This window comes from Mesobacillus foraminis, from assembly GCF_004340465.1.
GTDB classification, from domain to species: Bacteria; Bacillota; Bacilli; order Bacillales; family Cytobacillaceae; genus Mesobacillus_B; species Mesobacillus_B foraminis.
Genome location: NZ_SLVV01000003.1, coordinates 14,415 through 39,541 on the forward strand (window position 1 = coordinate 14,415; position 25,127 = coordinate 39,541).

Annotated in this window: 30 protein-coding genes and 1 pseudogene; 22 read left to right on the top strand and 9 right to left on the bottom strand. The window is 37.8% G+C overall.

The window, feature by feature from the left end; translation table 11 throughout:
- The first annotated feature begins 54 nt into the window (after positions 1-54).
- Positions 55-252, top strand: a complete 198-nt coding sequence (locus tag EV146_RS04770; RefSeq protein ID WP_241993812.1) for a serine kinase — start codon at positions 55-57, stop codon at positions 250-252.
- An 854-nt stretch (positions 253-1,106) separates the two neighbouring features.
- Here EV146_RS04770 and EV146_RS04780 read toward each other — a convergent pair.
- A complete protein-coding gene (locus EV146_RS04780; protein ID WP_132002702.1) occupies positions 1,107-1,985 on the bottom strand; it encodes a winged helix-turn-helix domain-containing protein in 879 nt (292 codons plus the stop codon).
- Positions 1,986-2,079: 94 nt separating this feature from the next.
- Between EV146_RS04780 and EV146_RS04785 the strand changes: the two genes are divergently transcribed.
- The 4 genes from EV146_RS04785 (at position 2,080) to EV146_RS04800 (ending at position 6,277) form a co-directional block, all read left to right on the top strand.
- The gene (locus EV146_RS04785) at positions 2,080-2,958 is read left to right on the top strand and encodes an alpha/beta hydrolase (protein ID WP_132002705.1); all 879 of its coding nucleotides are present in this window, start codon (positions 2,080-2,082) and stop codon (positions 2,956-2,958) included.
- Between the two features lie 205 nt (positions 2,959-3,163).
- Positions 3,164-3,709, top strand: a complete 546-nt coding sequence (locus EV146_RS04790; protein WP_132002708.1) for a DUF1697 domain-containing protein — start codon at positions 3,164-3,166, stop codon at positions 3,707-3,709.
- A 1,111-nt stretch (positions 3,710-4,820) separates the two neighbouring features.
- On the top strand, positions 4,821-5,390 hold the full coding sequence (locus tag EV146_RS04795) for a dihydrofolate reductase family protein (protein ID WP_132002711.1): 570 nt from the start codon (positions 4,821-4,823) through the stop codon (positions 5,388-5,390).
- Positions 5,391-5,839: 449 nt separating this feature from the next.
- Positions 5,840-6,277, top strand: a complete 438-nt coding sequence (locus EV146_RS04800) for a VOC family protein (RefSeq protein ID WP_132002714.1) — start codon at positions 5,840-5,842, stop codon at positions 6,275-6,277.
- Here EV146_RS04800 and EV146_RS04805 read toward each other — a convergent pair whose 3' ends face one another.
- Complete coding sequence (locus EV146_RS04805) at positions 6,278-7,510, bottom strand: hypothetical protein (protein ID WP_132002717.1); 1,233 nt, start codon at positions 7,508-7,510, stop codon at positions 6,278-6,280.
- A gap of 253 nt (positions 7,511-7,763) precedes the next feature.
- On the opposite strand from EV146_RS04805, the gene EV146_RS04810 reads away from it, so the two are divergent.
- On the top strand, positions 7,764-8,315 hold the full coding sequence (locus EV146_RS04810; RefSeq protein WP_132002720.1) for an MEDS domain-containing protein: 552 nt from the start codon (positions 7,764-7,766) through the stop codon (positions 8,313-8,315).
- Between the two features lie 147 nt (positions 8,316-8,462).
- Here the strand turns inward: EV146_RS04810 and EV146_RS04815 are convergent, their stop codons facing one another.
- From EV146_RS04815 to EV146_RS04825, 3 genes are all read right to left on the bottom strand, one after another.
- Positions 8,463-9,467, bottom strand: a complete 1,005-nt coding sequence (locus EV146_RS04815; RefSeq protein ID WP_132002723.1) for a DUF3231 family protein — start codon at positions 9,465-9,467, stop codon at positions 8,463-8,465.
- Between the two features lie 1,066 nt (positions 9,468-10,533).
- The gene (locus tag EV146_RS04820; protein WP_132002726.1) at positions 10,534-10,944 is read right to left on the bottom strand and encodes a hypothetical protein; all 411 of its coding nucleotides are present in this window, start codon (positions 10,942-10,944) and stop codon (positions 10,534-10,536) included.
- Positions 10,941-11,381, bottom strand: a complete 441-nt coding sequence (locus EV146_RS04825) for a LytTR family DNA-binding domain-containing protein (RefSeq protein WP_132002729.1) — start codon at positions 11,379-11,381, stop codon at positions 10,941-10,943. The genes EV146_RS04820 and EV146_RS04825 overlap by 4 nt, the downstream gene beginning before the upstream one ends.
- A gap of 531 nt (positions 11,382-11,912) precedes the next feature.
- Here EV146_RS04825 and EV146_RS04830 point away from each other — a divergent pair.
- Positions 11,913-12,365 (top strand): GNAT family N-acetyltransferase, encoded by a 453-nt coding sequence (locus EV146_RS04830; RefSeq protein ID WP_132002733.1) that lies wholly within the window; start codon positions 11,913-11,915, stop codon positions 12,363-12,365.
- Between the two features lie 366 nt (positions 12,366-12,731).
- Here the strand turns inward: EV146_RS04830 and EV146_RS04835 are convergent, their stop codons facing one another.
- Complete coding sequence (locus EV146_RS04835; RefSeq protein ID WP_132002736.1) at positions 12,732-13,370, bottom strand: cupin domain-containing protein; 639 nt, start codon at positions 13,368-13,370, stop codon at positions 12,732-12,734.
- A gap of 360 nt (positions 13,371-13,730) precedes the next feature.
- Between EV146_RS04835 and EV146_RS28095 the strand changes: the two genes are divergently transcribed.
- From EV146_RS28095 to EV146_RS04880, 10 genes and pseudogenes are all read left to right on the top strand, one after another.
- Positions 13,731-13,853, top strand: coding sequence for a hypothetical protein (locus EV146_RS28095; RefSeq protein ID WP_277873207.1), 123 nt, complete (start codon positions 13,731-13,733; stop codon positions 13,851-13,853).
- Entirely contained in the window at positions 13,828-14,265 is a 438-nt protein-coding gene (locus EV146_RS04840; protein WP_241993813.1) for a DUF2798 domain-containing protein, read from the top strand. The genes EV146_RS28095 and EV146_RS04840 overlap by 26 nt, the downstream gene beginning before the upstream one ends.
- 323 nt (positions 14,266-14,588) lie before the next feature.
- A complete protein-coding gene (locus EV146_RS04845; RefSeq protein ID WP_132002739.1) occupies positions 14,589-15,149 on the top strand; it encodes an HAD-IIIA family hydrolase in 561 nt (186 codons plus the stop codon).
- A gap of 157 nt (positions 15,150-15,306) precedes the next feature.
- A complete protein-coding gene (locus EV146_RS04850) occupies positions 15,307-15,870 on the top strand; it encodes a histidine phosphatase family protein (protein WP_132002742.1) in 564 nt (187 codons plus the stop codon).
- Positions 15,871-15,986: 116 nt separating this feature from the next.
- Positions 15,987-16,202 carry a hypothetical protein gene (locus EV146_RS04855; RefSeq protein WP_132002745.1) on the top strand — a complete coding sequence of 72 codons (216 nt, stop codon included), beginning with the start codon at positions 15,987-15,989 and terminating at the stop codon, positions 16,200-16,202.
- 39 nt (positions 16,203-16,241) lie between these two features.
- Positions 16,242-16,475, top strand: a complete 234-nt coding sequence (locus EV146_RS04860) for a DUF3953 domain-containing protein (RefSeq protein WP_132002748.1) — start codon at positions 16,242-16,244, stop codon at positions 16,473-16,475.
- A gap of 91 nt (positions 16,476-16,566) precedes the next feature.
- On the top strand, positions 16,567-16,908 hold the full coding sequence (locus EV146_RS04865; RefSeq protein ID WP_219916254.1) for a hypothetical protein: 342 nt from the start codon (positions 16,567-16,569) through the stop codon (positions 16,906-16,908).
- Between the two features lie 433 nt (positions 16,909-17,341).
- Positions 17,342-17,779 carry a peptidylprolyl isomerase gene (locus EV146_RS04870; RefSeq protein WP_199232657.1) on the top strand — a complete coding sequence of 146 codons (438 nt, stop codon included), beginning with the start codon at positions 17,342-17,344 and terminating at the stop codon, positions 17,777-17,779.
- A gap of 215 nt (positions 17,780-17,994) precedes the next feature.
- Positions 17,995-18,277 (top strand): annotated as a pseudogene (locus EV146_RS04875) (CPCC family cysteine-rich protein).
- 136 nt (positions 18,278-18,413) lie between these two features.
- Complete coding sequence (locus tag EV146_RS04880; protein ID WP_132002754.1) at positions 18,414-18,734, top strand: putative quinol monooxygenase; 321 nt, start codon at positions 18,414-18,416, stop codon at positions 18,732-18,734.
- Between the two features lie 129 nt (positions 18,735-18,863).
- On the opposite strand, the gene EV146_RS26800 is transcribed toward EV146_RS04880, so the two are convergent.
- Positions 18,864-19,034, bottom strand: coding sequence for a DUF7244 family protein (locus EV146_RS26800; protein ID WP_158287005.1), 171 nt, complete (start codon positions 19,032-19,034; stop codon positions 18,864-18,866).
- 385 nt (positions 19,035-19,419) lie between these two features.
- On the opposite strand from EV146_RS26800, the gene EV146_RS04885 reads away from it, so the two are divergent.
- The 3 genes from EV146_RS04885 to EV146_RS04890 all read left to right on the top strand — a co-directional run bounded on the left by EV146_RS04885 (position 19,420) and on the right by EV146_RS04890 (position 21,686).
- On the top strand, positions 19,420-19,773 hold the full coding sequence (locus EV146_RS04885; RefSeq protein WP_241993814.1) for a hypothetical protein: 354 nt from the start codon (positions 19,420-19,422) through the stop codon (positions 19,771-19,773).
- Complete coding sequence (locus EV146_RS27795; protein ID WP_241993815.1) at positions 19,707-19,862, top strand: UPF0158 family protein; 156 nt, start codon at positions 19,707-19,709, stop codon at positions 19,860-19,862. The genes EV146_RS04885 and EV146_RS27795 overlap by 67 nt, the downstream gene beginning before the upstream one ends.
- Positions 19,863-20,183: 321 nt before the next feature.
- Positions 20,184-21,686, top strand: a complete 1,503-nt coding sequence (locus EV146_RS04890) for a malate:quinone oxidoreductase (protein WP_132002757.1) — start codon at positions 20,184-20,186, stop codon at positions 21,684-21,686.
- A 173-nt stretch (positions 21,687-21,859) separates the two neighbouring features.
- On the opposite strand, the gene EV146_RS04895 is transcribed toward EV146_RS04890, so the two are convergent.
- The gene (locus EV146_RS04895) at positions 21,860-23,092 is read right to left on the bottom strand and encodes a cytochrome P450 (protein WP_132002760.1); all 1,233 of its coding nucleotides are present in this window, start codon (positions 23,090-23,092) and stop codon (positions 21,860-21,862) included.
- 242 nt (positions 23,093-23,334) lie between these two features.
- Here EV146_RS04895 and EV146_RS04900 point away from each other — a divergent pair, with 242 nt between their 5' ends.
- Positions 23,335-23,913: a PadR family transcriptional regulator gene (locus EV146_RS04900; protein ID WP_132002763.1), complete on the top strand. Its 579-nt coding sequence runs from the start codon at positions 23,335-23,337 to the stop codon at positions 23,911-23,913.
- 68 nt (positions 23,914-23,981) lie between these two features.
- Here EV146_RS04900 and EV146_RS27415 read toward each other — a convergent pair whose 3' ends face one another.
- Positions 23,982-24,140, bottom strand: a complete 159-nt coding sequence (locus EV146_RS27415) for a hypothetical protein (protein ID WP_181215835.1) — start codon at positions 24,138-24,140, stop codon at positions 23,982-23,984.
- Between the two features lie 234 nt (positions 24,141-24,374).
- On the opposite strand from EV146_RS27415, the gene EV146_RS04905 reads away from it, so the two are divergent.
- Positions 24,375-24,881, top strand: coding sequence for a hypothetical protein (locus EV146_RS04905; RefSeq protein ID WP_309136091.1), 507 nt, complete (start codon positions 24,375-24,377; stop codon positions 24,879-24,881).
- The last annotated feature ends 246 nt before the right edge of the window (positions 24,882-25,127 follow it).

Here is a 25,127-nt window from a genome sequence, read left to right on the forward strand (position 1 = left end):
GCTGTCATTGAGGTCCACTGCAGGTTCCCAATCTATTTAAAACGGCTAAAAGGATTGAGGGAAAATTTGAAGTTATTTTTTGCTGTTTTACTTATTTTGTTTGGGAGTTTTTTAATTGGATTAACAGTAAATAGCTTTGGCAAGACAGGTAACTTTATTATGCATTTAATAGGGATTGGATTTAATTTAGGGGCTATTTTTGTTGTAAGAAGCAAGAAAGATAACCAACAGTCTTCTCAAACTAATGAGTAAAAGATCCTGGCTGTCGTGAAGACAGCCCGCTTTTTCTTATGGTACTAAAGGGTCAGTTTAATCAAATTTGATTCAAAATTAACTGTAACCTAAAAGAGTTTCGAGTATGTGCTTCTACGAATATTGTAAGTTACAAGCTTATTATCAACAAAATAAGAGGGGGGAAATTTATTATTTTAAAGAGAAAAATATTAACGGCAATTCTTAGCAGTTTGTTATTTGCACTTATCTTTTCAGTGCTTGGTGGCTTTGAAGCGAACCGATTTTTTAATTTATATTTAAATTTATATTATTTAAACTTTATGCTTGTAATTACTTACGGAGTTATTGCTTCCTTCTTTAGTGACTGGCTTAGTAGGAAGATTTCTAAAAGAGCTTATACTCGCGAAATTACCTCCTTCTTAATTCATTGTTGCTGCGGAGCAGTATTGCAAGTTTTTGGTCTTGGTTCTGCTATCCTATTCTTTCTTATTGATCGTTTATTAGGTAGGGTGAAGATTGGATGGCTGTCAGTAATCATAGCTTTTTTAATCGTAGTACTAGTATTTATCATTATGATTAATAGGTAGGCAAAATAAGCGAATTGAACTTAACTGTTAGAGATTGGAAATATGTACTTAAAGTAACGAAAGTTTTAGTTGAATAATCGTTCCTTTTCTTATTTAACTAAAGGATGCTTGTGTTTAAGATCAGCTGCCAAACCAGGCAGCTTTTCTTATTCCATAAAAGGGGGAGTTTAGTTGAACAAGGATAATCAAAGTTTATAAATTAAATGAAGCTGCAACATTTGAAAGGTGCGTGTATATAAGGGGCTGCAGCTCAATCTAGGGTGAGTTTTAATATAAAAATTTTCATTAAAATGATAATAATAAGTCAGATAACTCTTTAATTCTGCAATGTCTAAAATTATAAAGAAAATACTCCTGCCTAGTTGGTGTTATTCTTAATAGACCTGCGGAACGAAGCAGTAGCAAATGATGATGGATATTCCCTTTTGACATCCCAATCAATTGAACAAGTTCAGTGAAAGTTTTACTTTCCTCTTTCATACCACTAAGTATTTGTAATCGTTTATCTTCCGCCAATGCTTTGGTAATAAGCAATGTCTCATCTCTGACACCCATTGAACAAGGATAGGTAAGAACTACTTTTTCATTGAAAATATCAACTAAAGATAAAGGTCGAAAATGCCAAGTAGGGGCAAGAACAACTTCTGAGACTTGTAAATTTTCAATATTGAACCCTTTTGTTATAACTTCAATTTCACTAAAGGGATGTTCTTTTAGTGCTGATACATCAACATTCTTAATATTATGGGTTAATATTGGAGATACCATTTCCTCAATATCAATAAAATATTCCCGATACCATTTTAATAAAATCAATAGATGATTTTTCCTCCTCTTATCTAGGTCACTGGGCATTCCCCTTTTTTCACTCACATAAGGTGCCAATAATTCGTACATTTCCCCTAATGGTAGTTCAGAAAGCCATAAGTGATATCCTTTAAAATTGTTATACGGACAATGTTGAATTAAATGTACTGATAAATCTTCAAATTGAAGATCCGCAAGCTCTGTTATCTCCTTATGTAATTCATTGGATATTTTATGTTTAGTCTCTTCATACCAATCTTTTGAAATAGCTAAGTATTTTAGATGAGTTTGTCTCTTGTAAAGTGACAGGCTAAGAAGCACTTCATAAACTATTGAGTCAAGAACTTTAATATTCATAAAACTTCTCCTTACAGTTTTTGTTTTAGTTTAACATACATTGACTTTTGTTTATAGTTCAATTAATATTGAACTTGATAAAAGGAGGGGAATTATGGAAATTTATCAAACTGAGGAATTAGTAGATATTGTTTATGGGCAAACGGCTGAACGTGAGCTAAAACTCGATATAATTCAACCAGTAGCGTCGGAAGAATTTTTCCCTGCTATTATTTATGTCCACGGCGGAGGATGGATGTCAGGTGATAAAAGTAAAGTAGGTGGGGAATGGAATGCCTCTTTCGCAAAATATGGATTTGTATGTATTAATATTAATTTTCGGTTGAGTGGTGAGGCAATTTTTCCAGCACCATTATTAGATGTAAAACAAGCAATTCGTTGGGTTAAATTAAATGCAAAAAACTACAATATAGACGAAAATAAAGTGGGCATCTGGGGACATTCATCAGGAGGACATTTAGCCACTCTAGCAGCATTAAGTGCCGATCATCCTGAATTTTCTTCGAAGGGTCAGTTCATCTCGACAAAGGTTAATGCAGTTGCTACCTTGGCGGGTCCAGTAGATTTACTTGAAATGGGAGGGTGGCACAATAATCCAAATTCTCCCGAATCCAAATTTCTTGGTGGGAGTGTTCAAGAGCAAAGCGTAAAGGCAGAACTAGCAAATCCCATCCATTATATAAATGAGGATAGCCCACCTGTACTAATAATTCAGGGGGATTATGATGAAATCTGTCCTGTTCAACAAAGTCAACTTTTACATACAGCATTGCCAAATTCATCATATCTCGAAATCAAAGGTGCAGATCACGATTTTGTGGGTGGTGTTTTAACTTTGGATGATGTATTGACCATAGTAAGGTTGTTTTTTAACAGAAATCTTAAAACAGGCTTAATTAACAAAGAGGAACTGGCTAAACATCGTGAAGAAGTTAATAAAGTAATGGACTGGTTTAAAGAAAATAGCAGATAGTGTTTTTAACACGTTTAAAATGTTATAGTTTTTGCTTTTTGTTAATAAAATACAGTTTGTGAAGAAACGTACTTAAACTAACGGGTGCAATTGATGAATAAGAGCTATTGCTTGATGTGCTAACGGAACCGGTTGCTGTCACAAATTTAGTCATTAAAGAAATAATAGATGGACTTATATGTATAGAAATGGAAGGAGGATGGTTATGATTTATATTGCTCTTCTTCGGGGGATTAATGTGGGTGGAAATAATAAAATAGACATGAAGCTGCTTAAGCATACGTTTAAACAAGCCGGGATGTGTGATGTGGTGACTTACATTAATACAGGCAATATTATTTTTGCATATAAAGACAAATCAAAAACTGAATTAGCCCGTATGTTGGAAGAAGCGATCCATAATGATTTTGGATTATACATTAAAGTAGTCATTCGTACGGTCGATGATGTCAGAGGGATCATTAACGCAATCCCTGACACATGGAAAAATGACAAAGAAATGACCAGTGATGTCATGTTTTTATGGGATGAAATTGATGACGAGTCCGTACTTGAGCATTTAGTCATTAAGCCAGATATTGATACGGTAAAATATGTCCCAGGTGCGATCCTATGGTGTGTTGACAAGATAAATGTAACCAAAAGTGGAAGGTCAAAGATCATTGGCTCAAAGATCTACAAACAAGTAACGGTAAGGAATGTCAACACTGCTCGTAAGATATATGAACTTATGCAAGCCCAAAATAGATAAGATTTCATAATACAATTGAATTTTTTAAGTGATTTTTATGTAAAAATCTGTCCAAAGCAAGGGTGCAGGAGCTAAACATTCCGCAGTAATTGTGTGCTTAAGAATTATGGGAATGGAGTTCAGAAACGCTGGGTTTAGAAAGGCAAATTTAGTTAGAGTATAGTGGCTGGATTAAAAATAGGCGTTAAACGATCTTATTGATGAGAAGGCAACTTCTGCCGAAACTAGATTTAATCCCTAGTGTCCTACCAACAAATCACAATCCTCTCTTCCCATAAATGTTTTCGTTAGTGTGCCGCCTAGAGTCACAATTCCAGTTAGGGAGAGGTATCTTAATGTGTAAAGCTTGGTTCAATATAGATCATCTGCATTCTAATTAGAGTTCAATTTATCATGTCCCCAAAATTAAATGAGGATGCAGACATAGCTGTCTCCAGGAGCCTATAATCTAAGCTTCACAGCAACTATAGCTTCTATCCCAGGATTCTTCCTAAAGGGCCAAAAAGATAATGAAGAAAAGAGATGGGGCCAGGTATATTTTCCAGATTAAAAAAGGACATTAGGGCTGACAGAATCAGGATAGAAGAAAATGTGATTCTGTCAGCCTTTGAGGCTTTTTTTAGTTGCTTCCACTCGAATAAACAATGAGCCAAATAAAGACCTGCACTGCAAATACTGTACTCCATTCCATTATTCCTCAACCTCATCTCTTGGGAGTGCTGCTGGCGGGCCAATGTAACCAGGCCTCCTGATTTGAGCATTCACACTAATTTTGACCTCTACCTGGTGCTTTTTGTTCTTTTCTTTGAAGGACGCCTTCTAATTCGGATCATCCCATTTTCCTCCTCAAGTTATATGCTATAGATTAAAATTCCCCTCAACTTTAAAAAAAACACAAAAGAGGTATTTTGTGTAAATTAAACAGCGTAGAGGAGAGAGGAACCCCTTTTGTTCTTTTCAACTACCCTCTACTCGAAGGCACTTATTTACCGGAACAGAATTCACTGTTTCAACAAAAGGTTAATAACATTAGTAAAATGAATACTAGGTAATGAATAGGTATAGGGAATTTGAGCAAAACTCACCGTTAATACCTGAAGGAGGCAGAACCATGTCCAAAGAGACGAAGCAAAGAAAAATAATGTTAGATTTAGCCGTAACGCTGGATGGTTTTATTGAAGGAAAAAATGGAGAAGTCGACTGGTGCATCATGGACTCGGAAATGGAGTTTATGAATTTCTTAGATCAAGTTGACACCATTTTATATGGGAGAAAGAGCTATGAGCTATGGGGGCAATTTACTCCAGGTCCAGAAGCTGGTGAAACGGAAAAAGAATTATGGGAAGCCGTTCATAGCAAACAAAAATATGTGTTTTCCAAATCGAAAAAGTGGACGGATGATAAAGCTATATTTATAAATGACCAGGTATTTGAAGAAGTCAATAAATTAAAAAGTAGGCCTGGAAAAGACATCTGGTTATATGGTGGATCCAGTCTGATTACAAGTTTTATTCATTTAGGGCTTGTTGATGAGTTTCGATTATCGGTTCATCCTGTGATTTTGGGAGAAGGAAAACCGTTGTTTATGGATATACACAAGAGGCAAAACTTGAAATTGATTCAATCAAGATCATTCTCCTCTGGTGTTGTTCAGTTGATCTATCATTTGAATAGGGATTAATGAGATCAGGACGGTCAGCGGTCTTATTACTGAATGAAAAAAGGTGCAAACCATAGTTGGTTTGCACCTTTTTTGTCCTGCGTACAGGACTATTGGGCAATGTCGGTCTTAAGTATATCGATTCAAGACCAGTGTTCCAGTCGCCCTTTCGGCAAATGCTGCCTCAATCGCAGAGTCCAATAGTAACATTGAAGTCGCTGTTAAATCTTGCAATTTAACCAGTCCCTTCGGCTGTTTATTGGTCTTGCCTTCTTTATATACCACCTATATTCACTGTTAAAACATGATTTTAAATATTGGGTGCGGCGGTTTTTTAATTTTTTTGGATTGTAGGACTGAAAGATAGAAACTCTAGTTATTTCCTATTCTGTTTTTATTATTAGAATGCATGAAGGGTATTGCATAAAATTGTTGAATAAAGATAGGAAAGAACTCTCTGGAGGTAAAGCATGAATCGATTAAACATAATAACACTTGGTACAAAGGACATTGTAAAATCTCATCAGTTTTATAAGGAACTTGGTTTTGACACTTCTATCAGGGGGCCAGAATCCAATCCTGCTATTATTTTCTTTAGAAACGAAGGGACCAGAATAGCGTTGTATCCTTTAAAAGAACTTGCCAAAGATGTAAATCAAGACAACCCTCCTGCCACTTCAAATGGGTTTTCAGGAATTACGTTAGCTTATAATGCAAAGTCAAAGGAAGAAGTTGATAAGGTTATAAGAAAGGCGGAATCGGCTGGAGCTACAATCCAAAAGGAGCCCAAAAAGACAGATTGGGGTGGATATGGGGGATATTTCACCGACCTGGATGGTTACTATTGGGAAGTCGCTTTTGGAGAAGATTGGGAGTTTGATGAATCCAATATGTTAATTATTGAGTAATCACGAAGTTTTTGTAACTCCCAATGCCTTGTGTCTCCAAAGCAGCTGTTCAACGATTTCGGACTGTTGTTTTTCACACTCAACAATTAATATGACCTCTGTTGGCGTTTGAGTGTTTTTTTGGCGCCATCTGTACTTCATAAAGATAAAGGATAGTAGGAGGCCAAGGATAAAGCCGAAAACAAGACCAATGAGTGACCAAATGATAGGTCCCCATTCTAAAATAAACCCGTAAATTCCGCCAAGCAGCATAAAAATCATTCCTAAAATAAAGGATGGTTCATATTCACTCGTACTTCCTTGGAACGGATCAACATTTGATTTAAATGGCGATTTTTTATTTAGCGGAGCGACAAAAATATTCTCTTTTGAAATTCCGATTTGCTCCAAATCACTGATCGTTACTTCCAAAAAGGAACGGTAGTCAAACGATGAAATGAAATGCATAAAGTTTTCCTTCTTTTTATGTGGCATATTAAAGGGAGCGGGCTGAAAATGGTCAGCTAAATATCTGGATTGCTCAACCTTAAATAGATGATTTGTATACTGTATATCATTGTAACCAGCACTAACAGCAAACAGCATAAGCGATGGCATATTTAAATACCATTGAGGATTAATAACCGCAGCGGCCATTTCAGTTTTTCCTGCAAAGGTCAGATGGATGGCGGGTAAAACATTTGACTGATAGACGCTAATGATGAAGCATACTAACGCAATCAAACCCATCGGAAGCCGGTTGGCATAAATAGATTCTAAACCTGGATTCATAAAGCCCCAAAAAGCCCCTTCCCAAGGTCTGCGATAAGCAAGATAACTGATTTCCAGCGGACTCATGTTAAAAGGTAATATGGGCGATTCCAATTTATCCGCAACCCTTGAAAATTTGTTCAGATCCTTTGTCAGTTTATAGCAGTTTCTTAATTGAAAAATATATACGGTTATATAGATAAGAAACCAGCGAGTATCAATTACCGCCTTAGCCATCTCAAATTCACCTATCAAAGAATAAAGGATTGCCTCGTTAATATGTGCCTGGAAATTGATAAAGAGTTCCCAGATTATTAGCATGGCCCCAGTAAAATATTTGCATAAAAGAAGATACCCTGCTCCTGGGAATGCAGCGGACCACCAGACTACTTTCCAGGGATTACGTTCATAAAGATAATTTATTATATATGGTGAAAGATGTGCTTTTGGACGGCGGAGATCATTCGAAAAGGTTCTATTCAATTTTCTAACCTCCAAGATAATTTTTGGAGTGAAATCATTATTGATATTATTTGTAAAAGGAGCGGGATTATTCTATTGGCTGGGGGTGAATTACAAAGCAACTAGGAGCGGGTTGACCGTTATATGAGTGTCCTTTATGTTTGAAATTCTTTCTTGAACAAAAGGGCTGATTGAATAACGTCATTTCCTTAGTATGGAGAAACTGCATTTGTTTGGCTATAATGTGTATAACTATAAATCTGAGGGGATTTGAATGGACAGAATGATTGTAGAATTATATAAGGATTTTAAAGTAAATGATGGAGGACATATTTGCTATCTTTATAACAATGAAAGCAATTATATGACCAATGTTGTTTCATTTATTGTCACGGGAATTAGGAATGGAGATTATATTCTTCTCCTTGAAAATGATCGAAATATACTTCAAATAAAAGAAATGTTACAAAATGAATTGAGCGAGAAGGAGTTAACTTACTTGCTGTTCATAAATAACTTTGACTTTTATTATTCCTACGGTAATTTTCATCCGCATACGATTGTTAATCATTTTGTAGAAAACATTGAACCACACCTGCAAAAAGGGGCTTCAATTTGTACCTGGGGACTTGTAGAGTGGAGAGAAGACAAAGAAATCCACAAAAATATAGCGGAGTACGAAGAGCAAATACATAAGATCGTAAATGAAAAAGGGATCGTTTCGGTATGTGCTTATGATGCCAGCAGAACATCTGATTCACTCAAAAAGGTTTTACACAATTGCCACGGTGTATTAATGAGTGACGAGAAAGTAATAAATCTTTAACCTGTCACTTTTTTTAAATAACAAATGCTTGAACCGAGGAAGGGCCGTTGCTCCGGTCTTTTTTTGTTTAGTTTTTATGAGGCAGGAAAGTGAAAGAATGATTGTCTAAAAATAAAATACCCCTCCATTTGGGAAGGGTATTATGTGTTATTTCTGTTTTGCAATTTCAGTTCTGTTAGGTGCTATTGGAGGCTGTTCTAACCATTTGTTTTTCACCATTAGATCAAACCAGTCTTTGGTAACTGAAAGGTTCTGTATAATAGTTGATTCATAAGTGGCTATGAGGTCGGTTCGCATTGATGATGCAAGACCTGCTCCATGATAATTCTGTGCAGCTTGAAACAAAAATCCGATATGATACAGTAACAACTTATCAGAAAATGGAGAGTCAGTTGAAATGGTCACTTCCGTTTCCAGAGATTTTGGAACTGGCAAGTTATCGCCCTGTAATATTTTTGCAAAAGCTTTTATTTGTCCATCAGCGGTTCTCTCAGATTTAGTTAAAAATTTTCTAACCTCTTTTGATTCTGCCACCTGGCTGAATGCAATTGAGAGGGTTTTTGCCATAATACTTTTTTTGAGGTTTAGAGAAATGCTAATTATTTCTGTAGCTGCAAGGGTTCTGCCCTTTCCAAAAAAACCATCTTTGAAATCTTTACTTGAGACAAATTCAGGATGCTCATATGCATAATATAACGGGTCTCTCTGGAAAAGCCCTTTTTCAAGCAATAAATCAACAGTTTGATGATACATCTTTTTCGCGTCGTTATCGCAGGAGTCGTAAAATTCTCTTAAGTCTTTTCTTACAGAGATCCCTAACGATGCAATGTGCCCTAATAATCCATGTAGTGTCATTATATGTAAATAGTTCAGGCAGAAAGCATCCGAAAACAGCCTCTGTTTTCCTAAATACAGGTCTGTTTCATTAAATCCGATCGGAACAGGAAATCCCTCATTTTCAAAAAATGCTTTAATTTGATTCTTTTGTTTTTCGAATGTCTCGATAGCATCATTAAAAACAGCTTTTATCGCTTCATCTTCAACAATGGAGTACATATATCTATTTACTACATCGGTCGCTGTTCCGTTAATATACTCACCCCACAAGGAACCTATTTCAGAAGAAGTAAGTTTTAATTTATCCATATCCATATCTTCACCTCCAAAATATTATTTCCAATTTCCATAGAGAGTATGATTTCTTAATGGATTGAAAATGGATTTTGCTAAATTAACCTTGTTTTACTAACGGGGGTGCCAGAGCTCCTCTAAAGAGTCGTATAAAACCAATGGTTCCCATTCTCGTGTCAGCACCATTTCCGCATCCTGATTTAACAATGTTTTTTCTTTCCCTCAAAATTGAGGTCTAGCTTCTTTCTTCCGCGGATAGATTGATCCATCGGTTTATGCGCGTTCCTTATCCAACAAACAGTCCGGGGTAACTAAAATATGAATATAATCAATAATTAAAAATAATTTATAATTATTAGGATAGGGAAATGGTGGTTTTTTTTACTTTAGTTTCCTGATGGAATAACTCTATATAAAAAAGGGTCTCGTGGAAGGTCTTTTTCTTGTTACATAGTAGGAATAGGAGTTTATTTATGTTGAAGAAAATATTCTCTAAGCTCGAATATGAGTTCTTCTTCTTTTGGGGAAATATCAACATCATTGGTTAACAGAACTAAAAAATAAAGCCGCTTTAAGAAGCGGCTTCTAATTCCATCTTATTTTATTTCTGCACATCTTTTAAAGCAGGTTCTTTAGGCGGTGGTGGTGATAAACGTTCTAAAGCATCCGCAATCCTTCGCAAATGCTTCACCATTTCTTCGGATTGTTGATCGTTCATACCAGTTCACTTCCTCCCCAAGTCGTTCAGACTTAAAGTAACTATAACATAAACCTGCTTATTTTAAACGCTCCGTTAAAGAGGATGTTGATTTTGCTTCTTCAATGAACAGGGGAGGATACTTAAATATAATGTGATGATTATTGAACCACGGGTGTTCACCTTAAAGAAAACGCTGCAAAAAAGCAGCCTTTTTCTCAATCGACTAACGAGCAGGGTTAGCGCGAAAGAGTTCTCTATATTAAAAGGAATTACCTTCTGATATAGTGTAACTGTTATAAAAGGGCGGATCGAAAAGAGTTCACCATATACTGATGAATTCTGTAATTTGTTGTTAGGAACATTGAATGTCAAAGGAACAACGAGTTCTTATTTTTTTAATTTATTAAGGGAATCTGCTAATTTTTTGTTTTCGTATTTTGAGTAAAAGTAAAACGCAATGATATGTCCTGCCAGGGTCAATAGAATAATGAATAATGCATATTCTTTTATTAGGTTAAACATGTCACCTGAAAATAGATACACGACTAAGAAACCGCCAAGTGAGTTTATTAGTGTACTTAACACGATATTAACTGATGCCTTAAATGTTGAATACCCCCATAAATAAGGATAAATAACACCGAATATGATTCCAAAAATGACGCCAATCCCAATTAAATTCCAAACATAATTAAATGGAATATTCAGTCCATGATAAACAAAAGAACTTAATAAAAAAATCCAAAGAATACTTCCGAATGCTGCTTGGGTAAAACTTTGTCTTAAATGAGTGATCATGATAATTCCTCCCTTATCAATTTTGCATAATGTCTACTAACTAAGTATTTTTTATTATTTTTTGTAAATACTTCTAATCTTGCATATTCACCCGACCTAAAAGATGCAACTTGAGATAGATTCAAGATTGTGGAATTGTTTATTCTATATAGTCCATTCGCTTCCAATACTTGTAACTCTTTTAGTCGCTTCTGCAATAGATACTCTTCGTTATTCACTAAAATTACTTTAGATAGATGGCCTAAAGATTCAATCACTTCAACTTGCTGAATATTGATGCGAAGTTTTCTGTTGTTCTTAGGATTCAGAACATTTAAGGTTATGTTTGAACATAATCCGTCTTTAAGTGAAACTAATTTTTCTTTATTGACTGGATTTGCTATGATCTCGATTTCGTCCATTGCTCGCCCTTTATCCCAAATAAAGTTTAATTTCATACTGTCCTCCTTTCTTATTTCAAGAATATCAAGCCTATTAGGCAATGCATATATTTACTTGTTTTGTTACAAAAAAAGTGCGCCTTCTTGCATAGAGATCCTTCATGATTGCATTAGTTCGTATCAAGGCTGCTTTTTGAGGTGTTTTTTTCTTCCGGTAGCGCAGGTTTGTGAAATTTAGTGGATGAGTTGCAACCGGAAATGCTGTCGCTGTAGCCCTGGGTTTTTATAATATAAAAACGAAGAAAAAATCATAAGTATGATCAGAACAACTAAAGCTGAGACTCCCACCAGTGGCTGCTATTCTTAGGCAGCTTTTTTTATGTAACAAGTGGGTCCAGTTTATTCCCTGGTAATTACACACCTTCAGGAGATGCCTGCGAGGAATAACTGCTTGTTCAACTCAAAGGGTTGTTTTGTTAAAAGGGATGGTTGCTGCGATCCCTTTTTGTTATTGAAATAAAGGAGCAGTTTAGATGACGAAGGAATGGTAAAATTAAAGAGAAGTCAGATTATTGGCAGGGGTTTAAGATGAATATTAGGAAACTTACCAAAGCAGAAAAACCTCCAATGGAGTTGTTGTTATTGGCTGACCCTTCGGAAGCCATTGTTGAGGAATATGTTATTCGTGGTGAATGTTATGTAGCTGAAACTGGACATCAAATTGTCGGGGTTTATGTGCTACTCCCTACAAGACCAGAAACTGTGGAATTGGTGAATATTGCAGTGGTGGATCACCAACAGGGGAAAGGGCTAGGAAAACAGTTAGTAAAAAATGCTATACATACAGCAAAGTTAAAAGGATACAAAACAATTGAAGTTGGTACAGGAAATTCTAGTATAGGACAGCTTTCTCTCTATCAAAAGTGTGGTTTTAGAATTATAGGTGTAGATAAAGACTTTTTCATAAGGCACTATTCAGAAGCAATTTTTGAAAATGGAATACCTTGTAGGGATATGGTTCGATTATCTCAAGATTTATAAGAAAAAAACTTCCTTATCGAACTAGCAGAGTGCTTATATTCAAGATCAAGCATCCTGCTGAAAGGAAGACAGCTTTCTGAAGCTCACAGGACAATTCGTTACATCATTGGCTGGGCAAATGCAGAGAAGGCGTTAAGCAGTGAGAAAAGGACCGATAAGCTAAGAAGTAAGATTATAGAAGTCATTAATATTCGATAACAACTGGTTCTAACATCTTAAATAACAGGTTCGTTATTTCGATAAAAATGGGAAACCCTTAGGCTACAGGGTTTCCTTTCATTTTTTAAAAATAGTAACATTAATCAGACCTTAACGAAAAAAACACGGAGATTCCATGTCGATTGTTTTTTGGCCATCCTGTCTGCCTCAATATGGCCGATAAGGCCGAATGTATGGCTGAAATCGGTAGTCTTGAATGGACTCGGGGTGTTGGCAGGGATTAGTATTTTGATAAGACATCGTTTCCTGTCCTCTGTTGCAGCCCTTATATGGACCAATATAAGTGGAGGGTTTAACCGGTGCAATGGCTTGTTTCCACTGATTTTCGTCAAGGCAGTAGGTGTGCGCCATGACCTGTGGGGGAGTGAATTTTAAAATATCAGATCCTAGAATCACTTGTGGAGTTGGTGCATTGAAAATCGCCAAAAGGTGGGTACCATCAACTAAAGCCATTTCATAATGCCACCATCCATGTGGAACATTTGCCACCTGGCCAGGTGTGATGGTGTAGTTTAGTATTTGCTTTGTATAAGGATGGAGGATCGACACCACCGCAGAACCAGAAATACAATAGACCAGTTCCGCTGCATTTTGGTGATAGTGCGGTTCCACCACATGATCCCTGCTTAGGAAAATATCCAGCAGAGACACATTTTCAAGCGTATTCAATTGTTGGATTCCTAATACGTTGATAAGGTTTTTATCATCTAACTTGAACAACGGGCTGTTATTTAAGTCAAAAGAAAATTGAGCCAATGGAGATGTATAATCCATAGATGGAGCCATAAATTTTCTTCACCTCTTTTTCTATGCATTTACTTATGGGCATATTACGCAGGCAAATAGTCGGGTGTGAATCATGAGTTTTTCCATTCTACGATACGAACAAAAGACTCTGTTAGAACTTGGGTGCTGAATTCGAGCTTCATCGATGGCCTCCGTATACTTACTTTAAGATCTAGCTGCTAATATAGGCAGCTTTTTCTTTTTGATAAAAGGGCAATCTGGTTGAAAGCACAATCAAAGTAAAAACGAAAATTACAGGTGGAAAGGGTTGGTATTGAACTGGATCGCTAAGGTGGAGAATGAAGTGGGGTTTGTTCACAAAACGTTCACAAAATGTTCACTTACGAGAAGGTTATCACCATGGCTATACTAGCAAAGTATCTAAAAAAAGGGGATGATGGAAATTCCAGCTACAAAGAAAGAAAGCTTATGTTTTGGTATCATGATGTGCTTTGGAATGGTATTGGTTATGACGGTATATAACTTTTACCTTAATGGAATGATTGGGGAAATGACCTTCTATGAAGGAATCGCAGATTTTTTCATTGCGTTTATTATTGCACTTATACTTGATCTGATTATTGTCGGTCCCAATGCAAAAAAGTTTGCTTTGAAATTAACGGCAAAAGCGAACAATAAGGTTTATACGATCCTGATGATTTCAACCTTCATGGTAATAGGAATGGCGTTTTTCATGTCTATTTTTGGGCTGGTTACAACCATAGCACACAGTGAATATCATTCCAATTCGATTGTTGGTGATTATCTATCGGTGTTTGGTAAAAACCTTCTGATGGCGCTACCGCTGCAAATCATTATTATGGGGCCGCTTGTGCGTTTCCTATTTGTAAAGTTTGTCAAACCAAACAAACAGGGGTCATTATCAAATAACTAATAGATTAATATACGTCGATCCCGAATAAAGGATCGGCGTTTTTTCTTGTAGAATCTCTTGGGCAAATGAAGGATGCTACTGAAAGTTAGGGCATTACTTTAAAAAATGTTTGTTGTTTATGAGATGGAGACAAGAAAAAAACCAGAGAAAAGACTGAAAGAATTAGAGGGGAAAATAGAAAAATAGGTTCGCAGACTGGATACAATGCACATGTCGGGTGATAGTAGAAATATGGATATATGTGGTAAAATATAGAGCAACAGGTATACCCAGGGTTGCCACATAATAGTTTAGTATGAAGTTTGCCGATTCGGGGGGCTAAAATGACACATATACAAGCAGTTTTTATTGATAGGGATGGAACAATTGGCGGGAATGATCAAGTTATTTATCCCGGGGAGTTTACCCTGTTTCCTAATGTTTCAAAGACAATCCTGCAGTTAAAGAGTTCTGGTATTTTAGTTTGCTCTTTTACCAATCAACCAGGAATCTCTAAGGGTGAGTCAACCTGTTATCGATTCGAGAAGGAACTCAAAGATTTTGGGTTTGATGAAATCTATATGTGTCCTCATTCACCTGATGAAGGGTGTCAGTGCAGGAAGCCTTCTCCAGGAATGCTTAAAAGGGCCGCCAATGATCATAATTTGGATTTAGGTAACTGTGCAGTCATCGGGGATAGATGGACCGATTTATTAGCTGCCGAAGAAGTTGGATGCAAGAAAATTTTAGTGAAAACGGGCAGTGGCAAAGAAACATTTGAAAAGTACATGAATAATCATTTTTTTGGAAGCTGGGGTGAGGTACAGCCTCACTTTATTGCTGAGGACATAAACAAGGCAGTTAGGTGGTTACTTTTAAATGAATCAACCATCCCCGCTGAATGAACAAGAGTATAAGAATCCGTGCTGTTCCAGCTAGTTTTGGTCTGATTCAGCGGTTGAACAGCCTAAATGGGTAACAGTTTTAAAATAGGGACTGTTCCAGCAGTCTCCTTTTTCTTAAAGGGCTGGTTTAACAGGTCTGGGATAGGAGGAAAATGGTATGCCGAAAAAGATTTATGTTGTCCGGCATTGTGAGGCACAGGGACAGCCTTTTGAGTCTCCGTTGACAGAAAAAGGATTAAACCAAGCGAATGTCTTAGTTCAGTTCTTCAATAATACTGAAATTGACCGGATCATATCCAGTCCCTTTTTGCGTGCAACTCAATCAATAGAACCATTAAGTAAGAAAAGAAATATAGAAATAGAGAAGGATGAGCGGCTGTCAGAACGCATACTGAGCACAAAGGATTTACCGGACTGGTACGAAAAACTCCAGGAGACATTTAAGGATCTGAAATTAAAATTTGAGGGAGGGGAGTCAAGCCAGGAAGCGATGAATCGAATTGTAAATGTTGTAGAAGAAGTATTGGCAAGCGGGACTGAAAACACGGTAATCGTCAGTCACGGGAATATCATATCCCTTCTGCTAAAGAAGTATGTTCGAGATTTTAATTTTGAGTGCTGGAGAAATCTCAGCAATCCAGATGTTTTTCAATTAACTTTTACTCCGACTGGTGTCAATTTGGCACGATTATGGAAAGAAGATACATTGTCAAAAATCTAATTTTTTTGAATCTCCTTTAGAACCGGCTATCTTCCAGTCGACCCTTTTCTTATCTGACTTTGGGGCAGGTGACTTCAAGAATTGTTGAAGTAATTTTATGAGGTGGGATTGGTAAAATGAGTTTACAAAGTCAGGTGATTATTGAATGGACAATTCGAAAACATTATAACGATGTTTCATTTGCCGAGAGACTTGAGCATGTAATAAAAGCTCAAAAAGAACACCTCAAAGAAGGGGAAGCCATCCAGATTCATCAAATGGTCTATGTAGGTGAGATGAAGAAAAATGAAAAAACATACTTAATTATCTTAAATATTGTACCAGAGAAGTAACTAACTAAGAAGTGTAAGAAGATAAGAGAGGATTTTTCAATGTTAAAAATCTCGCGTTATGCTTTATCGGTAGTGGTTTTTTTATTTGGAGCTTATGGACTAATAACTCAAAATTTTAATCTGAACGATATAATGTTCTTTTTATTGAGTTTATTAATGTTGATTATGGGATTAGAAGAGTTTCAAAGAGGAAAAAAGGCGAATGGCTGGCTTTTTGTCGCTGTTTTTTTATTTTCATTATTCGTATCGATCCAGGGATTTTTATTGAGTTAACAGGTCTGGCTTTTTCAAGGGAAGGAGCAGATGGAAAGTACACCGAAACTGGATTTTAAGGAAAAAGGATTAAGTGGCAAGAGGTGATGGTATGTTTGAAGTGTACTGGCAAACACTTCCTGCTTATGTTTGGGTGTTTTATTACATTTTTATTTTGGCAACATTAGGGCTGGCTATTTTAAATATATTCAGAAAAAAACTGGCTGTCTCCTCCGTGACTGTGATAGTCGTAACCATTACGGTCCCGATCATCTCTGTAATGAACACCATCGGGAGGGGTGAAAGTGTCAATGAATTTGAACATTTGGTTCATCATTTACAGCAAGGCTCAGCTTGGGCCATGTATGCATTAATAGGTTATCTCTACCTCATTTTTTATTGGGGTTTGTTTCTCTTTAAAAAGAGGAAATCTGACAAAACTGCAGAAGATTAATCGGATACGGTATTTTGTTCAATAAAAAAGGTGCAAACCAAATTTGGTTTACACCTTTTTTGTCCTGCCTACAGGACAGTTGGGGCAGTGGCGATCTTAAATATATTGATTCAAGACCAGTGTGCCAGTCGCCCTTTCGGCAAATGTTGCCTCAGTTTTTGCAGAGTCCAATAATAACCTTGAAGTCGCTGTTAAATCTTGCAATTTAACCAGTCCCTCCTGTTGTTTATTGGTCTTGCCTTCTTTATATACCACGTTATTGTATGATAAAAACGCGGTATCTTATCATAAAAACTTGGTAAAGATTACCGTTGGGAACCTTTTCTACTAAGAGGGTTGGTGGAACAAAAAGGAATTAGACAATTCGTGTAGAAATTCATAAATTAAATCCAGCAAGGAGGGATATTAAAAAACAAATTATCATTAAAATATTATGCAAGTTTGTTTATTACAATCCTGTGATTTTAGTATTATACAAAAAATGAAAGGAGAAAATTCATTGAGAAAAATAATATCATTATTACTATTTACCACAACTCTTTTAGTAGCTTGCAATACATCTATTTTAAGTATAAGTGAAATGGATACGGTCCCAAGCGATGTCCATAATAAGGTTGACCCCGATTATAAGCTTCAACTGATAACTGATGGGGAAGATGCTGCGTATATTGTCTACCAATCAAATGGGACAGTTTCCACTGATCTTCTAACAGAAGGTGATACATTAAAAGTAAAGTTAGAAGAGAAGAATAAAAAAGCAGATGTGCTTAAGAATCATGTCTACAAATTAACATTAAATCCAGAACACGAAGTTATTAATGTCATTATTAATGGGAAATCTGTACCGTTTGATAATGTTGCAAGTTTATAGTTGATGTGATGATAGCTTTTCTCCTTTAGGAACAATAAAGATTTGCCATATTTTATGACATGCAACCTGGATACTATTAATACTAAATAGAGTTATCGGATTATAAATTTCAATACTAGCAACTGTAATAAAAGATCACTGGAAAATGTAATTACGATTAACCGAATTAACGAATACAAAAGTTTCAGATAATGATCATGAACGAGGTGAAACCAATGAAATATACTTGTCCTTGCTGTGGTTTTAAAACTTTAGATGAAGAACCTCCAGACACCTATGAAATATGTGAGATCTGTTTTTGGGAAGATGATGGCTATCAATATATATATCCAGATGAAACAATATATATATCCAGATGAAACTGGCGCCAATTATGTTTCCTTTAGAGAAGCGCAGCAAAACTTTATAAAATTTGGGGCTAAAGGTGAGAGAAGTCTGAAATATGGAAGGCCTCCAAATAAGTCAGATATCAAGGATCCTGATTGGAAACCCTTGTAGCCCAAGAATATTCTACAACTAAGAGGATAGTGAAAGAAGATTATACAATGTTTTTGTGGTAATAATAGGAAAAGTGAACCGTAATGTTGAAATGTTTAATTAAGAAATAAGGACTGTACCATTTAGGGGGAGAAGTATGGGGAAATTCGGATTGTTTGGCAAGTTTACCGTAAAAGAAGGGGAACGAGGCACACTTGTAGATATTTTGCTGGAAGCAGCTGAATCCATGGAGAATTTGGATGAATGCGAAATCTATCTTGTAAGTACTTCTGAGGGCGAACCAAATACTGTATATGTTTATGAAGTGTGGAGTAATGAAGATGCCCATCAGGCGTCTCTAACACTTGAAGTTACTCAAACATTAATACAGCGCGCAAAACCAATTATTACTGGAATGGAGAGAATCAATACCCTAATAGCTAGGGGAGGGAAAGGCATTTCTTCTGATTCTTATTAAACCAACGGGTACAAGAGTACAAGAACCGCTGCTGTTCCAGGCGGTCTTTTTCATCTTCAGCAAAAGGGCAATATAGTCAAAGAAGAAATGTGAATTTTCTTCTGTTCCATATAAGTTTAGTCAAACTTATCATTCACTTTCCTCCGCTGGTTCAAAATTAATTTTAAAAACTGTATGCTTATTTCCTAGTTTATTTATCACAATGTAGGTTGTATCCAATTCTCTCTCTACCTCGTATTCCTCTCCTACGTTGAATTCCAGCTCAAAACCTTCGTTATTAGTGCAAATGACTTTTTTCATGCTTACCTCCTAAAACATTGTTCCGCTACATTATATCTTTCGCCTGAAGGGGAATTTTTATGTCCTCCTTTTAAAATAGCAATCCATAAAGGCTGCATCACTGAATGGGTACTTAAACAAGTATCTGCCCGAAAAAGGTTCGACGTTATAACTTTCTAAATGTCTGACTCGGCTTATCTTTAATAAGGGGATCTTTTTGTCCAAAAGTTTACTGTCAAAAATCCCTTTACTAAAGTTTAGTTCAACAAGAATAGGGGGTGCCCAACTCCAAGTTGTGTGTGCCGAAGGAAAGTGAAAATACTTTATTGCTTAATAAAAGTTGCTGCTATGAATAGACTGGAATAGTCCGCAATGGGACTGGCTATAAATATAAAAGGTGATTCTTATGAATATAAAAGTCAATTTAAAAGACATCATTGAGGAAATGGAAATGCAGCTGGAGGAGTCGCATTCATTCCTGAATCTTAAAACGGGTGAAATCTTGTCTGTAACATCGGACAACCTGAGAGCTGCAGAAGACGAAGAACCATTCGACCATTTAGCTGATTGGGAAATAGAAGATAGGATCAGTGCAAATGACGTTATTGAGGACCAAGATAATTATCTGGAGCTGCCTTCTGGATATGAAGTAAATGAGTATGAATTAACGATCGGCGGAAGAAGGAATCTTTATTGCGGGCCATTAGGGGAAAGGGGGCCTTTAGAAGGTTTAACGATAATATCATTAATTTTCAATTAGAAGAACAGTGGTATTCCTTCCGTGAACGGTGTTTTAGACAAATTGCGATTAGTTGGTGTAAGGAAAATCAAATAGACTATATGGAATAGGTACACGGGTGGTTACTGACAAGGGTAATCGCCTTTTTTATATGGAAGGAAAAGGAGCTGGCGATTCCCTGGTAATGCGAACCGATCATCTCTTAAATGCTGGGATCAGGGAAAGTATTTGTGTATTTTAGGCCATATGGTAAGACTTCTCACTTTTTACCAACTTTTAAATAATTTATAATTATCATATAATAGTAGATAGTTGAATCTATCAATAATTTTAATAATTGAGACAGGAGAGGTGTTTGACTAAGGTAGGGCCTTGGCTTGTTGTGGAGCCTGCATCTTTTCTGCAAATTTTAGAAGAAAAGGTTGATAAATATGAGCAACAGAGAAACTAAAACAGACGTCATTCTGATTGGCGCCGGAGTCATGAGTGCGACTTTGGGGACACTCTTGAAAGAATTAGTACCGGATTGGAACATTACAGTTTTTGAGAAGCTCGGAAAAGCAGGAGAGGAAAGCTCCAACGAATGGAATAATGCGGGAACGGGGCATGCCGCATTGTGCGAGCTTAACTACACAGTCGAAAAACCGGATGGTTCTGTCGATATCAGCAAAGCGATTCAAATTAATGAACAGTTTCAGGTTTCCATGCAGTTTTGGTCTTATCTTGTTAACAGCAAGCTGATCAAGGATCCAAAGGATTTTATCAGGTCGCTGCCCCATATGAGTTTAGTGCAAGGGGAAGAAAATGTCACTTTTTTAAAGAAACGATTTAAAGCGCTGTCAGACAACCCACTGTTTGAGGGAATGGAATTCTCTGAAAACCCTGCAAAACTGATGGAATGGATTCCGCTTGTTATGCAGGACCGTTCATGGAACGAACCGATCGCGGCCACCAAAATCGACTCCGGGACGGATGTCAATTTCGGTGCATTGACGCGCATGCTGTTTGAACACTTAGAGAGCAAGAATGTAGAGATTAATTATAATCACAGTGTTAAGGACTTGAAGCGGACAAACGATGGCCAGTGGGAATTGAAGGTGCAGAATGGCAACGGTACAGTTGAACGCCATACGGCCAAATTCGTCTTTGTCGGAGGCGGGGGAGGAAGCCTGCATCTGCTGCAAAAATCCGGCATTCCTGAAGGAAAGCATATTGGCGGATTCCCGGTAAGCGGAATCTTCATGGTGTGCAATAATCCGGATGTGGTGGAATTGCACAATGCGAAAGTATACGGCAAGGCGAAGGTGGGGGCGCCGCCAATGTCGGTACCTCATCTCGACACCAGATATATCGACAACAAAAAGTCGCTGCTGTTTGGACCATTTGCCGGCTTTTCGCCAAAGTTCCTGAAAACAGGCTCCATGCTCGATTTGGTCACTTCGGTAAAATCGCACAATCTGTTAACGATGCTTTCGGCAGGTGCCAAAGAGATGGCATTGACAAAGTACCTGATCCAGCAAGTGCTGTTATCCAAAGAACAGCGCATGGAAGAGCTTCGTGAGTTTATTCCGGGGGCCAACAGCGAGGACTGGGATCTGGTTGTCGCCGGCCAGCGCGTGCAGGTGATCAAGGATACGGAAGCTGGCGGTAAAGGAACGCTGCAGTTCGGCACAGAAGTGATTACCGCCGCAGACGGCTCGATTGCTGCATTGCTGGGTGCTTCTCCTGGTGCTTCCACTGCCGTTCAAGTCATGCTCGAAGTCATGAAAAAATGCTTCCCGCAGCATGTGGATGAGTGGGAACCAAAAATCAGGGAAATGATTCCTTCCTACGGCGCGTCTCTGATGGAAAATCCTGAGCTCCTGCGCGATATCCATGCTTCAACAGCAAAGGCGCTCGCGCTTAAAACTGAAAAAGAGCTAGCCTATCATTAATTTTTGGATGAAATTCATTAAATAGGACAGAACCTTTGATCTGACTTGGATTGAAGGTTTTTTTTATCCTTAAAGAGGATGCTGTTTCAGAGCTGAATCAACTAGTAAAGAAAAGAAAGGAGAACAACAGGGGCAAGCTGTGTGTTCTCCTTTTGAATTGCTATTTTGCCCTTTTACCGATAAACTTTCATCGGCAGATTGGTCAGGGACTGCCCTGTTGCTGAAGCAGTCAGGCTGTTTTCCAAATCAAACCCTTCAACTGGTTCAATGCGGGAAAACTTCTGCAGGAAGGCCTCAAGGGCAATTTTCATTTCCAGGCGTGCAAGCGGGGCGCCTAAACAGAAGTGAGGGCCATTTCCGAAGGTTAGGTGCTTTTTATTTGTTGGACGGTGGATGTTGAGCGAGAACGGATCGTCAAACATCGCCTCGTCCATATTGCAGGCACTCATCCATGCAATGACAACGTCTCCCTTTTTTAAGGGAACTCCCAATAAATCATTGTCCTGTTTGACTGTCCGATCTCTTCTGGACATATGAAACCGATAACGGAGCATTTCCTCGACTGCGTTCGGCACCAATTCTACATTCCTTTTTAGTTCTCCGAATAACGACTCATCATCATAGAGCAAGGAATAGAAGGTATTGGCGATGGCGTGACTGGTGGTTTCAACCCCTGCCCCTAAAAGCAGCATGGTGGTCTGGACGATTTCTTCATCACTAAATCGTTCCCCGTCTACTTCAGCCCTGATTAAGTCAGAGATGATATCATCTTCGAGGTTGGATCGTTTTTGCACAACAATCGGGTAGAGATAGTGGAAGTATTCTCTAGCGGCATTTTGTTTTGCCAGCTCAATGTCTTCCAGCCGTTCCTTATCATAAGGCTGGAAGAGAATGTCCACCCATTTTTTAAACTGATGCTGATCCTGTACTGGTACGCCAAATAAATCAGCGATGACTAAACCAGGCAGCGGGGCAGCCAGCGTTTCAACGATATTGACGACGGAGTTTTCCTCGATTTCGTCCACAAGCTGGGCGGCAATTTGCTGAATCCGGGGCTCCCAGTTCTTTAGGCTGCGGGGAGTGAAAGCGGCTGCCAGCAAGGAACGGCCCTTTCGGTGGTCGGGCGGATCCAGTAGCGTAAGGTTCATGATGGGCGAAGTGTTTTCCTGTTTGTCATTCGCTCCGACAAAAATGGTGGTTCTGGGACCCTGACTCGAAAAGTATTCATAATTGCTCAGCACCTGTTTGCAATGCTCAAATTTAAATACATTCCAGGTGTTCGTACCTTCATGGAAATAAACAGGATGATTCTCCAGCATCCCTTTGTACCAGTCAATAGGAAAGAATTCTTCTGCCCGCGATTGGAAATTAGTAATTTCATTCATCGGAATGACTTCTTTTAGCATCGTTCTACTTCCTCCTTTAAAAATAGACTCCACAGGTTTCCGAAAAGGTAAAAATTTCATGCTCTTGTTCCCTTATAAATTACTCTAATCAGAGTAGTTTATAAAGAGTAATATGTAATAGGACATGGAGACTACATTTATTTTCAATGGGAGTAAGGGTACTTAGGGATGCGGGGGAGAGTCAAGGTTCGGGGACTCAAGTCAGGGAATGCTTTGTGTGGTAAAATTTAAGAGTTTAAAGAATGGAACATCAGAAAGGAGAATTCCTCTTGTCTCTTTCGTTATATATTCTGGGGAGTTTAGCCGAGGACAACAGCCATCCATATAAAATAAAGAAAAAGCTGCTTGATGTCCTTCCGATCGAAAAAATCAGTGAGGGAAAGTTCTACTATAACTTCGAGGCACTTCAGAAAAAGGGGCTCATAGAACCTGCCGGAACCGTCCAGAAAGAAAACCGGCCAAACAAAACCTTGTATAAAATCACTCAGAGTGGACGGCAATACCTTGAACAGGAGATTTACAGCAGTTTTAAACATGTCTCCAGGATGGAAGATCTTTATATCTCCATTTATCTGTTGAAATACATTGACCCATTCAAAGCCGCCATCTTCCTGGAAGATGCCATCTCAGAGGAAAAAAAGCGCTGGGCCCATTATCGAGAGGTTAAAAATACAGAAGAAGTGAAAAAAATATACGAATCCCTCGACGAAAAACAGCTCAAGGCGGCAGAGTTTATCAGTGAGCATGCCTTTAGCCAAAGCGAACAGAATATTGTTTGGATGGAAAGGCTGCTGAATTTTTTAAGGGAAATGGGGGACTGAGGCAGCGTAATTCCTGGATTGGTGAGGAGTTTTGAACCTGAAAATAAAAACCACTGTGAGTGGTTTTTTTAATCATTCATTGCCCCAGCTTCCCGGGAAGTCATTGAACCTTGTCCTTCGCTTACGTCTTTTTTTATTTCTTGTCTTACTTTTTGTGGATCCGTTCCTGCAAATCCTGGTTTCATAATCGAGCCCAAATTCTTATTTGATTGCTGATTCTGCTGCATGCAATCCCTCCTTCATTTATGATTGAACCATCTTATTATGACAAAAAAGCTCTTGGCATATCCCGAGGGTTTGAGAGAAGTAGTTTAGAGAGGGGTTTCGGCGAACAATATGGTTGCTGCGGAAGCACCCTTAAGTAAGGGAAAGAGCAAAGGATTAAGATGCTGCAGCGGAGCCTTTTAATGAATGATGCGTCTTCAATAAAGGCAGCTTTTCTTATTTCATAGCGGGACTGAATGAAGGAAGGGAAAACAGGGGAAAATGATTCAAAAAAGGAATTTTTTATGGTTGGACTTATTATAGCCATCATCATTTTTAATGCTGTTGCTTTTATCACGAATAAACGTCTTTCTAAAAACCAAATTGTTCATATATGGGCCTTTACGATTGCCCTGCAGGGACTTGCTGATTTATATATTGACCAAAAATACCACGGTTATTGGTATTTTTCCAAAGACATTGAATGGGAGTCGCTTCCTACCATTACAATGGTTGTACCGCCTGTGAATATGATGTTTATCAATTGGTATCCGTTTGATTCCCCTTTAAAAAAACGAATGCTTTATTATCTTTATTGGGTAGCATTCATGGTGATTTATGAATGGATCTCTTTGCTTCCAGAACCTTGGGGGTACTTCAATTATGGCTGGTGGAAAATATGGCATTCAGTGATGGTTGACCCCATCCTATTATGGATTGTCATCATCTATTATAAATGGGTTTGTCATTTAGAAAACCGATAGGAAATAAAAAGGGTTGCTGCTGCAGTCCTTTTTCTTGTTTTTCTACAATCCCATTAGCCAGCTGGTTAAGCGTCAATTGCCTGCAGGCAGTCCAAAAGGAATGCACATAAGATGACCCTGTTCTCTTTTATTGGCCTTCTTCTAAAGAATTATTGCGAATTACTCAATCGATTTTCCTTTATGTCAGTGTTTCTCCCTATCTTTTTTACGATAATTCTTTTCTGCCAGAAAACACGTTAGGTTTCC